The organism is Shewanella mytili (genome assembly GCF_046765975.1).
Taxonomy (GTDB): Bacteria; Pseudomonadota; Gammaproteobacteria; order Enterobacterales; family Shewanellaceae; genus Shewanella; species Shewanella mytili.
The window spans coordinates 106,062-119,351 of record NZ_JBKOUD010000010.1; the positions used below are offsets into that span (position 1 = coordinate 106,062).

Here is a 13,290-nt window from a genome sequence, read left to right on the forward strand (position 1 = left end):
TTCATCATCCGCAAGGAATGAACGTTAGTTTTTCAAATCCTGGAAGAATTTTTTCACGCCGTCAAACCAGCCATCGGCTTTGGGACTGTGTTTGCCACTGCCACTGAGCGTACCTTCAAACTCACGCAGCAGCTCTTTTTGCCGCTCCGACAGGTTGACGGGAGTTTCCATCACCACTTTGCACAAGAGATCGCCAACCGCATGGCTGCGAACGGATTTCACCCCTTTGCCACGCAAGCGGAACATGCGGCCGGTCTGGGTTTCTGCCGGTATTTTCAGGCTGACACGGCCTTCCAGTGTGGGCACATCCACCTCGCCGCCCAACGCGGCCTTGGCAAAGGAGATGGGCACTTCACAGTAAAGGTTATTACCGTCACGCACAAAAATCGGATGCTCCCGCACGGTTACCTGTACATACAGATCCCCGGCCGGTGCGCCGAATTCGCCGGCTTCGCCCTCACCCGCCAAGCGGATGCGGTCGCCAGTGTCCACCCCGGCCGGAATTTTGACCGACAGGGTTTTGCTTTTCTCCACGCGGCCATCGCCATGACATTTGCTGCAAGGATCCTTGATGATCTTGCCACGTCCATGACACGTCGGACAGGTTTGCTGCACGGCAAAAAAGCCTTGGCGCATTTGTACCTGACCACTGCCGTGACAAGTGCCACAGGTGGTGGCCGATGTGCCTTTCTTGGCCCCGGAGCCGTTACACTGATCACAGGTCGTCAGTGTGGGGATGCGCAACTCGCGATTGACGCCACGTACCGCTTCTTCCAAGGACAATTCGAGGTTATAGCGCAAGTCGGCACCACGAGCGGGTTGCCGGTGTCCGCCGCCACGACGGCCACCACCGAAGATGTCACCAAACACATCACCAAAGATGTCATTGAAATCGGCACCACCGCCACCAAAACCACCAGCGCCGCCACGGCTCGGGTCAACCCCGGCATGACCAAACTGATCATAAGCGGCACGTTTGTTGTCGTCGGTCAGGATTTCGTAGGCTTCTTTGACTTCTTTGAATTTGGCTTCGGCTTCTTTATCGCCGGGGTTACGGTCGGGGTGATATTTCATCGCCAGGCGTTTGTAAGCCTTTTTGATATCCCGTTCGCTGGCATCACGAGCGATACCCAATACTTCGTAATAATCTCGCTTTGACATAATCTCTCACGCGTTCTTGGCTGGAGCAGAACGAACGGGCGTTAGGGTTGCCCCGTAACGCCCGCCTGGAATTAATCAGACATCATGTCCGATTATTTCTTGTCGTCTTTAACCTCTTCAAACTCGGCATCCACGACATCGTCGGCTGCGGCATTATGGCTGCTTTGCTGGGCAGATTCCGCACCGCCCTGAGCCTGCTGTGCCTGGGCCTGAGCCTGGGCAATTTCAACCAGTTTGGCAGAGGCTTCAATCAGCGCCTGGGTGGCGGTTTCAATGGCTTCCTTGTCGTTGCCCTTAACGGCGGTTTCCACCTTGCTGATGGCATCATCAATCTTGGCTTTGTCATCGCTGCTCAAGGCTTCACCGGCGTCTGCCACCTGTTTTTTGGTGGCGTGTACCAGACCGTCAGCCTGGTTACGGGCGCTTACCAGCTCTTCAAACTTCTTGTCATCTTCGGCATGGGCTTCGGCATCACGTACCATTTTTTCCACTTCATCGTCAGACAGACCTGAAGAAGCCTTAATGGTGATGGCCTGTTTCTTGCCGGTTTTCTTGTCGGTGGCAGACACGTTCAGAATGCCGTCGGCGTCAATGTCGAAGGTCACTTCAATCTGTGGCATGCCACGTGGTGCAGGTTCAATGCCTTCCAGGTTGAACTGACCCAGTGACTTGTTGGCACTGGCCTGTTTACGTTCACCCTGCAGCACGTGAATGGTCACGGCGCTCTGGTTGTCGTCTGCGGTTGAGAACACCTGCTGCGCCTTGGTAGGAATAGTGGTGTTTTTCTCAATCAGCTTGGTCATCACGCTGCCCATGGTTTCAATCCCCAAAGACAGTGGTGTCACGTCCAGCAGCAGTACGTCTTTCACGTCACCGGCCAATACCCCGCCCTGAATGGCAGCGCCTACGGCTACGGCTTCATCCGGGTTCACGTCTTTACGAGGTTCTTTGCCGAAGAAGTCAGCCACGGCCTGCTGCACTTTAGGCATACGGGTCTGACCGCCCACCAGAATCACTTCGTTGATGTCAGACACGGACAGACCGGCATCAGACAAGGCAACTTTTACAGGTTCCAGTGAACGCTGTACCAGGTCATCCACCAGGGCTTCCAGTTTGGCACGGGTGATTTTAACCACCAAGTGCTTAGGACCTGTGGCATCTGCAGTGATGTACGGCAGGTTCACTTCGGTCTGGTTGGTGCTGGACAGTTCAATCTTGGCTTTTTCAGCGGCTTCTTTCAGACGCTGCATGGCCAGAGGGTCGTTACGCAGGTCAAGACCCTGCTCTTTTTTGAACTCGTCGGCCAGATAGTTAATCAAGCGGTTATCGAAATCTTCACCACCCAAGTGGGTATCACCGTTGGTTGCCAGCACTTCAAAGGTCTGGTCGCCATCGTTGTTGTCGATTTCAATCACGGAGATATCGAAAGTACCACCACCCAAGTCAAACACGGCAATTACGTTGTCGCCCTGTTTTTTGTCGATACCGTAAGCCAGTGCGGCAGCGGTAGGTTCGTTGATGATACGTTTCACTTCCAGCCCGGCAATGCGGCCGGCATCCTTGGTGGCCTGACGCTGGGAGTCGTTGAAGTATGCAGGTACGGTGATAACGGCTTCAGTAACGGCTTCACCCAGATAGTCTTCTGCGGTTTTCTTCATTTTTTTCAGCACTTCGGCAGATACCTGCGGAGGTGCCATTTTCTTGCCACGGCTTTCCACCCAGGCATCGCCGTTGTCGGCATTGATGATTTTGAACGGCATGATGCTTACGTCACGCTGTACTTCATCATCAGTGAAACGACGGCCAATCAAACGCTTGATGGCGAAGAAGGTATTGGTAGGGTTGGTCACGGCCTGACGTTTTGCGGGCTGACCTACCAGGGTCTCATCTTCTGTATAAGCGATAATAGACGGGGTGGTACGATCACCCTCGGCATTTTCCAACACCCGAGGCTTGCCACCTTCAAGTACGGCGACACAAGAGTTGGTTGTGCCCAAGTCGATACCAATAATTTTACCCATGAGGTCCTCCGAAAAATCTTTTCTTTCGAACTAAACTAATCATCTGCTATGGATCTGGGGGCAAAGTTATTGATTTAAAGGCCCTTGCCAAATTACCCAAATCGCGCCTTAACCCCTATATAGGGGCGCAATTTCGCTTTACAAGGGTTCAAATGAAAAAATTGACCTTAAACTCAACCTTTTTTACAAACTGCGACTAAAATACGCTCGGCTTGCCACGGCAATATCACCTGTTGCCGGTTGTTATCCCAATAATCTTGAGTTTGAGTTGAGTAGCGATAATTGAAAACATCCTCTCAGGCGTATGCCTATGGTCTTGGGGCGGTTTTGCTGTGGTCCACGGTTGCCACTGCCTTTAAAATCGCCCTGACATTTTTTACACCGCTGCAGCTGGTGTTTGTGGCCACTCTGGTGTCGTCATTGTGTTTGTTGGGGTTATTGGGATACCAGCGCAAATTGCCCCTTTTGTGGCAGCAGTTTCGTGCCCGGCCGCTACTGTATCTGCAAACCGGCCTGATAAGCCCGTTCCTTTATTATCAGGTATTGTTCAAGGCCTACGACATCTTGCCGGCCCAGCAGGCGCTGTCTCTCAATTACACCTGGGGGATTTTGCTGCCGTTGTTGTCGGTGCCCATGCTGGGACAGAAATTACGGGCATCGGACATCATCGCCGCATTAATCGCCTATTTCGGGGTGCTGGTAATTGCCACCGAGGGCCATATTGCCACCCTGGAATTTGAGCACCCGCTGGGGATTGCCCTGTGCTTTACCGGCACCCTGTTATGGTGCCTTTACTGGATTGTGAACACCAAGGATAAAGGTGATCCGGTGGTCAGCCTGTTGCTGAGTTTTCTGGTAGCCTTGCCCTGCATCACCCTGATGCTGATATCCACCCAGTCGTTGCCCCAGCTGAGTTTTACCGCGCTGTTGGCAGGCGCTTATGTGGGGCTGTTTGAAATGGGCATCACTTTTGTGTTGTGGTTGCTGGCGCTGAAAAAAGCCACCCGCACCGCCAGTATCAGCAATCTGGTGTTTCTGTCACCGGTGTTGTCCATGTGTTTTATCGCCCTGATCCTGGGGGAAACCATCATGCCCTCCACGCTGCTGGGACTGGGGCTGATTATTTTGGCGCTGTTACTGCAGCAATTGTTGCCACATATCGGCAAGCATCGGCGGCCACGCATTCGTCGCAGCCTGTAATGTGGCAACCACGAAAAATCATTGTAAAGAATTATGTTTAGGAGGCCCGCGTGACACCCGCAATCGATCTTGCCCATAAAGCCAAGATTAGCTTTACCGTTCATGAATACCATCACGACAAGAATGTTGCATCATACGGCGAAGAAGCCGCAAATGCCCTGGGGCTCAATCCGGATCAGGTGTTTAAAACCTTGCTGGTGAGCACGGATGAAAAAAGTGCCCCCCTTGCCGTGGCACTGGTGCCGGTAAACCATCACCTGAGCCTGAAAGCGGTGGCAAAAGCCATCAAACAGAAAAAACTGGTCATGGCCAATCCCCAACTGGCACAAAAGTCATCCGGCTATTTGGTGGGGGGCATCAGCCCGCTGGCACAGAAAAAAGCCCTGCCGACCATTATTGACAGCAGCGCCAAGAATTTTGAGCAAATGTATGTCAGTGCCGGACGGCGAGGGCTGGAGATTTGTCTGGCGCCAGATGTACTGGCAGGTTTGTGTCGCGGCAGTTTTGCCGAGATAAAAAGCGAATAGTTCTCTGCAGCGTTGCGATAAAGACCCGATAAACGGGTCCTTGTCGCAACATGTCACCTGAAAACCGTGGTGATATAACCCACATCAGCTGCGTGAGGTGTAATCTCCCACCGCCAACCATTTATAGGTGGTTAACGCTTCCAGTCCCATGGGGCCACGGGCGTGCAGCTTTTGGGTACTCACGGCCACTTCTGCCCCCAGGCCAAACTGACCGCCATCGGTAAAGCGGGTGCTGGCATTAAGGTAAACCGCAGCGGAGTTGACCTCATCCATGAAATGGTTGGCGGTGGTGATATCGTCGGTGAGAATCGCCTCCGAGTGACCACTGGAATACCGCCGAATATGGGCAATGGCTTCATCCACATCGGCCACCACTTTGATGCCAAGGGTCAAGGACAACCATTCGGTGGCATAACTCTCGTCACTGGCGGCAATGATGTCATAAGCGGGTAACAGCTGCCGGGTTTGCTCACACCCCACCATTTTCACCCCTTGGGCGGTCAATACCGCCGCCAATTGAGGCAGATACCGCTTGGCAACACTTTGATGAACCAACAAGGTGTCCAGCGCATTGCACACCGTAGGGCGCTGCACTTTGGCGTTGACAATCACCGAGGTGGAGCGGGATAAATCCGCTGCAGCATCCAGATACAGATGGCAAATGCCAATGCCGCCCAAAATCACCGGTATAGTGGCCTGTTCGGCACATAAACGCTGCAATTTGCTACCGCCCCGGGGCACAATCATGTCCACGTACTGATCCAGCCGGAGCAAACCGGTCACTAACGCCCGGTCAGGATTGTCCACCAGCTGCACCGCATTTTCCGGCAGCCCGAATGCCAACAGTCCGGCACGGATGGCGGCGGCTAACGCCAGATTGGAGTTAAGGGTTTCCTTGCCACCGCGCAGGATCACCGCATTGCCGGTTTTCAGTGCCAGCACGGCAATATCCACCGTCACATTGGGGCGGGCCTCATAAATCACCCCTATCACCCCTAACGGTACGGTGCGACGGCATAAACGTATGCCGTTATCCAGCAGTTGCGAGTCAAACTCCCGGCCGATGGGGTCCGGCAATGCGGCCACCTTGGCAATATCGGCAATGACCCCGTTGAGGCGCGGCTCATCCAGCAACAGCCGGTCAATCATCGCCTCGTCCAAACCGGCATTTTTGGCCGCCGCCACATCCTGTGCATTGGCTGCCAGAATCGTATCGGTGGCGTTCTGCAGCGATTGGGCAATCACTGACAATAATTGCCGCTTTTCGGGGCTGGACAAATTTGCCAGCGCAAAACTTGCCGCTTTGGCCTGTTGACCAAGCTGTTGCAGATAGGACTCGCTCATAAAACCACCATGTCGTTGCGGTGCACAATTGCGTTACCGTGATCATAGCCCAGTAACGGTTCGATATCGTCTGAATGCTTACCGGCAATGATGCGCAATGCCAGCGCGCTGTAGCGGCAAATGCCGCGGGCAATCTTATGACCGTGCGCATCAAACATTTCAACGGTTGCCCCGCGCTCAAAATTGCCGTCCACCCGCGTGATGCCGGTGGATAACAAGCTGCGGCCTTTTTCGCAAACCGCCCTGACCGCGCCCTCATCCAGCACCAGTTTGCCCTTGGCCTTGGGGCCGGCCAGAATCCATTGCTTGCGGCTTTCCAGCGGGTTTTCAATGGGACTGAAATGGGTGCCCACCCGCTGATGGGTGGTCACTTTGACAATCACGTCCGAATGATGACCTGAGGCGATAATCACTTCAATGCCCGCCCGGCGGGCAATATCCGCCGCTTGCAGCTTGGTGGTCATGCCGCCGGTTCCCAATCCGGAGACCGAGGCGCCTGCCATCTCCCGCAGGCTGTCGTCAATATTGGCCACTTCACTGATGAGATGGGCATCCGGATGGGTGCGGGGATCGGCATCAAACAGGCCTTTCTGATCGGTTAGCAGCAGCAATAAATCCGCATCACACAACAAGGCCACCCGGGCAGAAAGATTATCGTTATCGCCCACTTTTATCTCATTGGTGGCCACCGCATCGTTTTCATTGATGATGGGGATGATGTTCTGTGCCAGCAGGGCGTTAAGGGCATCGCGGGCATTGAGGTAGCGCTCACGGTCATGCAAATCGGCACGGGTGAGCAGCAGTTGCCCCACATGCAAACCATAAATGCTGAACAATTGCGCCCAGGCCAGGATCAACTGGCTCTGCCCCACGGCAGCCAGCAACTGCTTGTTGGCAATGGTGTCAGGAAGTTGCGGATACAACAGATGCTCACGGCCGGCGGCAATGGCACCGGAGGTACACAGCACCACCTCGATACCGCTGCGCATCAGTGCAGCCATCTGTCGGGCCAACTCCACCATGTGCGCCTTATCAAGCTTGTTGCTGCCAGATGTCAGCACGCTGGTGCCCAGTTTAATAACAACCCGTTTGTAGCGGGAGGTAGAAAGGTTCATTGTTTACGCTAAAGGAATGGATCAGAGGCTAATTTTATACCCAATCTGAGCCCAGATTCCTAGCGGCTTGAGTGCTGAACGCCTCGAAAAGGCATAAAAAAGCCGCCCAGCGGACGGCTTTTGAAAAGGGGTTAACTTAACCCCACACGAATTTGGCAATAAACAGCAGGGCCAGGGCAACCACCCCAAGGTTCAGCTCCTTAAAGCGGCCACAGAGTAATTTCACTGCCGCATAGGTAATGAAACCACAGGCGATGCCATTGGCGATGGAGTAGGTGAACGGCATGATCAATGCTGCCACAACCACAGGCGCCGCTTCAGTGAGATCTTCCCACTCCACATGCAACAAGCTGGACGTCATCAAAATGGCCACATAAAACAATGTGCCAGCGGTAGCATAAGCGGGCACCATACCCGCCAGCGGCGAGATGAACAGCGCCGCCACAAACAGCAGGCCCACCACCACGGCGGTCAAGCCGGTACGGCCACCCGCACTCACCCCGGCGGTACTTTCAATATAACTGGTGGTGGTGGACGTCCCCAGTGCCGCACCGGCAATGGTTGCCAGGCTGTCGGCACTCAAGGCCCGGTTCAATCGGGGCAAACGGCCGTTTTTATCCAGGAATCCCCCCCGGTGCGCCACTGCCACCAAGGTGCCTGATGTGTCGAACAAATCCACAAACAAGAAGGCAAATACCACGGAAATCATGCTGATATCCAGCATGCCGCTTAAATCCATTTTCATGAAAGTGGGCGCGATGGAAGGTGGCATGGACACCACACCGGTATACTGTACATCGCCAAACAACAGCCCCAGAATGGTCACGGCCAGAATGCTCATAATCACTGCCGCTTTATAGCCCCGCTGCACAAAAGCCACAATCAACAAAAAGCCCAGCACCGCCATGATGGAATTGAAGGAGGTCAAATCTCCCAGCCCCACCAACGTGGCCGGATTGTCCACCACGATGCCGGCGCCACGCAGGCCAATCAACGCCAGAAACAAACCGATACCGGCGGCAATCCCCATCCGCAGTGAAACCGGAATGGAGTTCACCACCCATTCGCGAATGCGTACCAGTGACAGGATAAGGAAACAGCAGCCAGACAAAAATACCGCCCCCAGAGCGGTTTCCCAGCTGTAGCCCATTTCGCCTACAACGGTGTAGGTGAAAAAGGCGTTAAGCCCCATGCCGGGTGCCAGGGCGATGGGATAGTTGGCCAACAGCCCCATGACCAGACAACCCACGGCAGCTGCCAGACAGGTAGCCACGAATACGGCGCCCTGATCCATCCCCGCACTGGCCAACATGCTGGGGTTAACGAAAATGATGTATGCCATTGTCAGGAACGTGGTGATACCGGCAATCACTTCCTGTTTCAATGTAGTGTGGTGTTCTTTGAGTTTGAATAGTTTTTCCAACATGGAACCAGGTTCCTTGAATATGATTTATTGTAGGGGAAAGGTTTGTCACAGTTATTTAACAATACTGTTTTGACAGCGGCCGATTATAGGAACTTTGCCCCCTGGGCACCAGCCAAAATATGCAGTGAAAAAACTGTATTTATGCAATTGCCCAATTGATCACAAAATGACCATTACTGTTTTTCAGGCAAAAAAAACCTGCTCAAAAGAGCAGGTAAAAAAAAGATACGTTCATCGCCCATAGCCTTGGGGGGACTATTTGCATACTCAAACAAGAAGTTCAGCTTCTCATCATAAAATCCGTATCCACAAGTAACCACTATAGAGGTTAAAAATAGTGATGGGGACTGACTATGGAAGATGGAGCACTTCCGGTTCCCGGCCGCCTTGGTTAAATGAGGGGCTTAACATGACAGTTAACACTGCACCTTACGCTACCTGCCAGAGAATAGATTGGGGACGCTTCCTGAACGGATAACAGGCAACAGCCTTAACCACGGCAAATAACCAACCACGACATCATCGCTAACGAACAAAATAATACACTTCTGAAATTTAACTACAAGTTATCTCCGGGAATAAATTGTTTTTGTAAGTTTTTTGTTTGTTGAATTTCACAAGGGCAAAAATAACTGACTCGATTATTACATAAATATGACTGCATTTTTCAGGTAACGACCGTCCCTGCCATATGTAGCCCAAACTGACAAGGATGACAAACGTGACCCATGCCACGAATTTTCAACCCCTTACCACGGATGAGTTTGCCTTGGCGGAATAACGCCCAAACCGCGCCAGCGGCCACAGGTGAGAGATGAACACCTGCCAGCGGATTATGGTAGACTTGCTGGCAATCACTGCACCGGCCATCACCACGGTTTTGCCGGTGTGCAGCACACATTAAACGCAGGAGTTTCAAGTGTCCGATATCAGCCAATTAGCTCCCCAGCCCCTATGGCGCTGGTTTGAAAAAATCTGCAGTTTCCCCCGCCCATCCGGCCATGAGGCCGCACTCAGCCAGTACATTCAGCAATGGGCCAAAGAACATCAGTTAGAAGTGGTGGTGGAAGAAGTGGGTAACCTCATTATCCGCAAGGCTGCCACGCCCGGAATGGAGAATCGCAAACCGGTTGTCATTCAGGCACATATGGACATGGTGCCGCAGAAAAATGCCGACAAGGTACATGATTTCACCAAAGATCCCATCGAGCCCTGGATTGATGGCGACTGGGTAAAAGCCAAAGGCACCACACTGGGTGCTGACAATGGCATTGGCATGTGTTCTGCCCTGGCCATTTTGGAAAGCCGTGACATTGCCCATGGTCCGCTGGAAGTGTTATTGACCGTGGATGAAGAATCCGGCATGAGCGGCGCCTTTGGCCTGCAGCCAGGCGTATTGCAGGGGGAAATCCTCATCAATACAGACTCCGAGCAGGAAGGTGAAATCTACATGGGCTGTGCCGGTGGCGTGGATGCTGCCATTACACTGCCGGTCACCACCGAGGCCGCCACAAGTGACAGCAGCGCTTTTCGGTTGATGCTGTCCGGATTGAAAGGCGGCCACTCCGGCGCCAACATCCATCTTGGCCGAGGCAATGCCAACAAGCTGCTGGCCAGGTTCCTGTTTGAAAAGGCAAGCGACTTGCAGCTGCAACTGGTGGATTTCCAGGGGGGCACCCTGCGCAATGCCATTCCCCGTGAAGCCGATGCCGGACTGGTAGTGCCCAACGCCCAGGTAGACGCCCTGCAACAAGCCGTTGCCGAATATGAAGCCTTGCTGCGCAGCGAGTTTGCCATTGCCGATCCGGACATGCAGTTAACCCTGAGCCCCATGCCGGTGGCAAGTGAAGTGATGAGCGCCCAAACCCAGCAGCAGTTGCTGGCCCTGTTAAATGCCTGCCCCAACGGGGTGATGCGCATGAGCGATGAGGTGGAAGGGGTGACAGAAACGTCCCTTAACCTTGGGGTGGTTTCCATTGAAAATCAACAGGCCACCGCCTTGTGCCTGGTACGCTCCCTGATTGATTCCGGCCGTGACTACGTTTGCAGCCAACTGTCGTCCCTGGCCACCTTGGCAGGCGCCAAAATCACCTTCAACGGCGCTTATCCTGGCTGGAAACCCGATAATCACTCACCGGTAATGGCCATTGTACGCGACACCTACCAGTCGATTTACCATAAAGAACCGGTGATCATGGTGATCCACGCCGGGCTCGAGTGCGGGCTGTTCAAACAACCCTACCCGGACATGGACATGGTATCCATTGGCCCCACCATCCGCTTCCCTCACAGCCCGGATGAAAAAGTGAACATCACCACCGTTGGCCAGTACTGGCAGCTATTGTTGGCGGTATTGCAGCGCATCCCGGAAAAGGCCTGAATCCATCGGTTAAACCATCAGGATTAACCATTAGCACACCGGGACAATGCCCGGTGTGTTTGTTTCAGGACACGGCATACCGGGCACTTAAGTCACGCCGCACTACAGTGACAGGCACAGGTACTTGAGTTCCAGATACTCTTCAATACCGTACTTTGAACCCTCCCGTCCAAGCCCGGAGGCTTTTATGCCGCCAAAAGGCGCCACCTCGTTGGAAATGAGACCGGTGTTAATGCCCACCATGCCATACTCCAGCGCCTCTGCCACACGCCAGACCTTGGACAGGTTATTGGCATAAAAATAGGCTGCCAGACCAAATTCCGTGTCATTGGCCATGGCTATCACCTCGGCTTCATCCCGGAAACGAAACAGCGGTGCAATGGGGCCGAAGGTTTCTTCCCTGGCAACGCGCATGCTGCTGTTCACGTCGGTCAGGACGGCCGGCGTCATCAAGTTGCCCTGCACTATCTGGCCGCCGCATAACAGGGTCGCCCCTTTGGCCTGAGCATCCAGCAGATGGGATTGCACCTTGGCAACGGCTTTTTCATCTATCAGCGGGCCAATCTCCACGCCCTCATCCAGCCCGGAGCCCACTTTCATGGCCGAAACTTTGGCCGCCAGTTTTTCGGCAAAGGCGGAATAAATGCTCTCGTGCACATAAATGCGGTTGGCGCAAACACAGGTTTGGCCCGCATTGCGGTATTTGGCCATTAATGCGCCTTCCACCGCTGCATCAAGGTCAGCATCATCAAACACGATAAAAGGCGCATTGCCGCCCAGCTCCAGCGACAGTTTTTTCAAGGTGGGAGCGCATTGCGCCATCAGCAGTTTTCCCACCTTGGTGGAACCGGTAAACGACAATTTGCGCACCACTGGGCTGTCGCACAACACGTTGCCAATGGCGTTGGCATCCCCCGGCAACACATTGAACACACCGGCCGGCACGCCGGCTTCTTGTGCCAGCTGCGCCAGCGCCAGCGCCGTCAAGGGGGTTTGCGGGGCGGGTTTCAGGATCATGGTGCATCCCGCCGCCAATGCCGGCGCCACCTTGCGGGTGATCATGGCGGCAGGGAAATTCCACGGGGTGATGGCGGCCGTCACCCCCACGGGTTGCTTCAATACCAGCAGCCGTTTGTCGGCCATGTGTCCGGGAATGGTATCGCCATAGATGCGTTTGGCTTCCTCGGCAAACCATTGTACAAACGAGGCGGCGTAGGTCACTTCCCCCCGGGCTTCCGCCAAAGGCTTGCCCTGCTCGCTGGTCATCAACAGCGCCAAGTCGTCCCGGTGCTGGATAATCAATTCAAACCAGCGCTGCAACACCGCTGAACGCGCTTTGGCTGCCAAGGCGCGCCATGGGGGCAACGCGGCATCAGCTGCCTCAATGGCACGGCGGGTTTCAATGGCGCCCAACACCGGCACCTGCGCCAGCGTTTCGCCGTTGGCCGGGTTTATCACCGGCTGTTGCTGGCCATTATCGGCATCGGTCCAACAACCATTGATGAATGCCTGCTGTTTAAGCAGGGGTAAATAATGCAGTTTCACGGGTTCTCCTTGCCGCCTGACGGCAGCTGACCGGCGATGGCGCCACTGCCTAGTGGCTTGCTGGGGTCATCGTCTTGAAATGAAAAGATAAATTAGCTTACGTTAACATAAAGCGACCATTGAGCCGCAATACAGCTCACAAAAACACATGATGCAGATGTGACACAAACGGCAGTAACCGGGTCTGGGTGCCGTTATATTTTGTGCATGTTATGCCTATCTGCCGCACCAAAGGAGCCCATCATGTCCTATGCGCTGAAAATACTGTTTATTACCATTGCCCTGGTCATTATCTATAAGCTGGTATTTAGCGGGCGCAAAGGCACGCGCACCCTGTTTGAGATGAAATTCAAGGACGGCCGTTTGGTATCCCATTATGGCAAGATACCCGACAGATTTGCGAAAGATTGCCGCCAGTTGGCCAAATCCGCCAAACTCACCTGTGTGGTGCGCGCGCAGCAGCGAGACCGTAAGGTACAGCTGCATGTATCGGCCAATGTGGGCGATAGGCACATTCAACAGTTGCAGGCGCTATTTCCCCGCCAGTATTACACCCAAACCGCCCAGTAAC

Annotated in this window: 11 protein-coding genes; 4 read left to right on the forward strand and 7 right to left on the reverse strand. The window is 54.0% G+C overall.

Annotated features, from left to right (window positions below):
• Nucleotides 1-24: 24 nt before the first annotated feature.
• Together dnaJ and dnaK are read right to left on the reverse strand one after the other, a co-directional pair.
• Nucleotides 25-1,161, reverse strand: coding sequence for a molecular chaperone DnaJ (gene dnaJ, locus ACIDEJ_RS11160; RefSeq protein WP_411988143.1), 1,137 nt, complete (start codon nt 1,159-1,161; stop codon nt 25-27).
• 92 nt (nt 1,162-1,253) lie between these two features.
• The gene (dnaK, locus tag ACIDEJ_RS11165; protein WP_411988144.1) at nt 1,254-3,182 is read right to left on the reverse strand and encodes a molecular chaperone DnaK; all 1,929 of its coding nucleotides are present in this window, start codon (nt 3,180-3,182) and stop codon (nt 1,254-1,256) included.
• Between the two features lie 282 nt (nt 3,183-3,464).
• Here dnaK and ACIDEJ_RS11170 point away from each other — a divergent pair, with 282 nt between their 5' ends.
• Both ACIDEJ_RS11170 and ybaK read left to right on the forward strand, forming a co-directional pair.
• On the forward strand, nt 3,465-4,382 hold the full coding sequence (locus tag ACIDEJ_RS11170; protein WP_411988145.1) for a DMT family transporter: 918 nt from the start codon (nt 3,465-3,467) through the stop codon (nt 4,380-4,382).
• Nucleotides 4,383-4,432: 50 nt separating this feature from the next.
• On the forward strand, nt 4,433-4,909 hold the full coding sequence (gene ybaK, locus ACIDEJ_RS11175) for a Cys-tRNA(Pro) deacylase (protein WP_411988146.1): 477 nt from the start codon (nt 4,433-4,435) through the stop codon (nt 4,907-4,909).
• Nucleotides 4,910-4,993: 84 nt separating this feature from the next.
• On the opposite strand, the gene ACIDEJ_RS11180 is transcribed toward ybaK, so the two are convergent.
• The 4 genes from ACIDEJ_RS11180 to ACIDEJ_RS11195 all read right to left on the reverse strand — a co-directional run bounded on the left by ACIDEJ_RS11180 (nt 4,994) and on the right by ACIDEJ_RS11195 (nt 9,691).
• Nucleotides 4,994-6,253 carry a glutamate-5-semialdehyde dehydrogenase gene (locus ACIDEJ_RS11180; RefSeq protein ID WP_411988147.1) on the reverse strand — a complete coding sequence of 420 codons (1,260 nt, stop codon included), beginning with the start codon at nt 6,251-6,253 and terminating at the stop codon, nt 4,994-4,996.
• On the reverse strand, nt 6,250-7,368 hold the full coding sequence (gene proB / locus ACIDEJ_RS11185) for a glutamate 5-kinase (protein WP_411988148.1): 1,119 nt from the start codon (nt 7,366-7,368) through the stop codon (nt 6,250-6,252). Before proB ends, ACIDEJ_RS11180 begins: the two co-directional genes overlap by 4 nt.
• A gap of 136 nt (nt 7,369-7,504) precedes the next feature.
• On the reverse strand, nt 7,505-8,794 hold the full coding sequence (locus tag ACIDEJ_RS11190) for an NCS2 family permease (protein ID WP_411988149.1): 1,290 nt from the start codon (nt 8,792-8,794) through the stop codon (nt 7,505-7,507).
• A 741-nt stretch (nt 8,795-9,535) separates the two neighbouring features.
• The gene (locus ACIDEJ_RS11195) at nt 9,536-9,691 is read right to left on the reverse strand and encodes a hypothetical protein (protein ID WP_411988150.1); all 156 of its coding nucleotides are present in this window, start codon (nt 9,689-9,691) and stop codon (nt 9,536-9,538) included.
• 22 nt (nt 9,692-9,713) lie between these two features.
• On the opposite strand from ACIDEJ_RS11195, the gene ACIDEJ_RS11200 reads away from it, so the two are divergent.
• Entirely contained in the window at nt 9,714-11,174 is a 1,461-nt protein-coding gene (locus tag ACIDEJ_RS11200) for an aminoacyl-histidine dipeptidase (RefSeq protein WP_411988151.1), read from the forward strand.
• Between the two features lie 102 nt (nt 11,175-11,276).
• On the opposite strand, the gene gabD is transcribed toward ACIDEJ_RS11200, so the two are convergent.
• Nucleotides 11,277-12,719 carry an NADP-dependent succinate-semialdehyde dehydrogenase gene (gene gabD / locus ACIDEJ_RS11205; RefSeq protein WP_411988152.1) on the reverse strand — a complete coding sequence of 481 codons (1,443 nt, stop codon included), beginning with the start codon at nt 12,717-12,719 and terminating at the stop codon, nt 11,277-11,279.
• 243 nt (nt 12,720-12,962) lie between these two features.
• Here gabD and ACIDEJ_RS11210 point away from each other — a divergent pair, with 243 nt between their 5' ends.
• Nucleotides 12,963-13,289, forward strand: a complete 327-nt coding sequence (locus tag ACIDEJ_RS11210) for a DUF3634 family protein (RefSeq protein ID WP_411988153.1) — start codon at nt 12,963-12,965, stop codon at nt 13,287-13,289.
• The last annotated feature ends 1 nt before the right edge of the window (nt 13,290 follow it).

Excerpts from the sequence above, each read along its gene's own strand:
- proB (WP_411988148.1), bottom strand. The coding sequence starts at position 7,368 with ATGAACCTTTCTACCTCCCGCTACAAACGGGTTGTTATTAAACTGGGC.
- ACIDEJ_RS11180 (WP_411988147.1), bottom strand. The coding sequence starts at position 6,253 with ATGAGCGAGTCCTATCTGCAACAGCTTGGTCAACAGGCCAAAGCGGCA.
- dnaJ (WP_411988143.1), bottom strand. The coding sequence starts at position 1,161 with ATGTCAAAGCGAGATTATTACGAAGTATTGGGTATCGCTCGTGATGCC.
- dnaK (WP_411988144.1), bottom strand. The coding sequence starts at position 3,182 with ATGGGTAAAATTATTGGTATCGACTTGGGCACAACCAACTCTTGTGTC.
- ACIDEJ_RS11190 (WP_411988149.1), bottom strand. The coding sequence starts at position 8,794 with ATGTTGGAAAAACTATTCAAACTCAAAGAACACCACACTACATTGAAA.
- ACIDEJ_RS11210 (WP_411988153.1), top strand. The coding sequence starts at position 12,963 with ATGTCCTATGCGCTGAAAATACTGTTTATTACCATTGCCCTGGTCATT.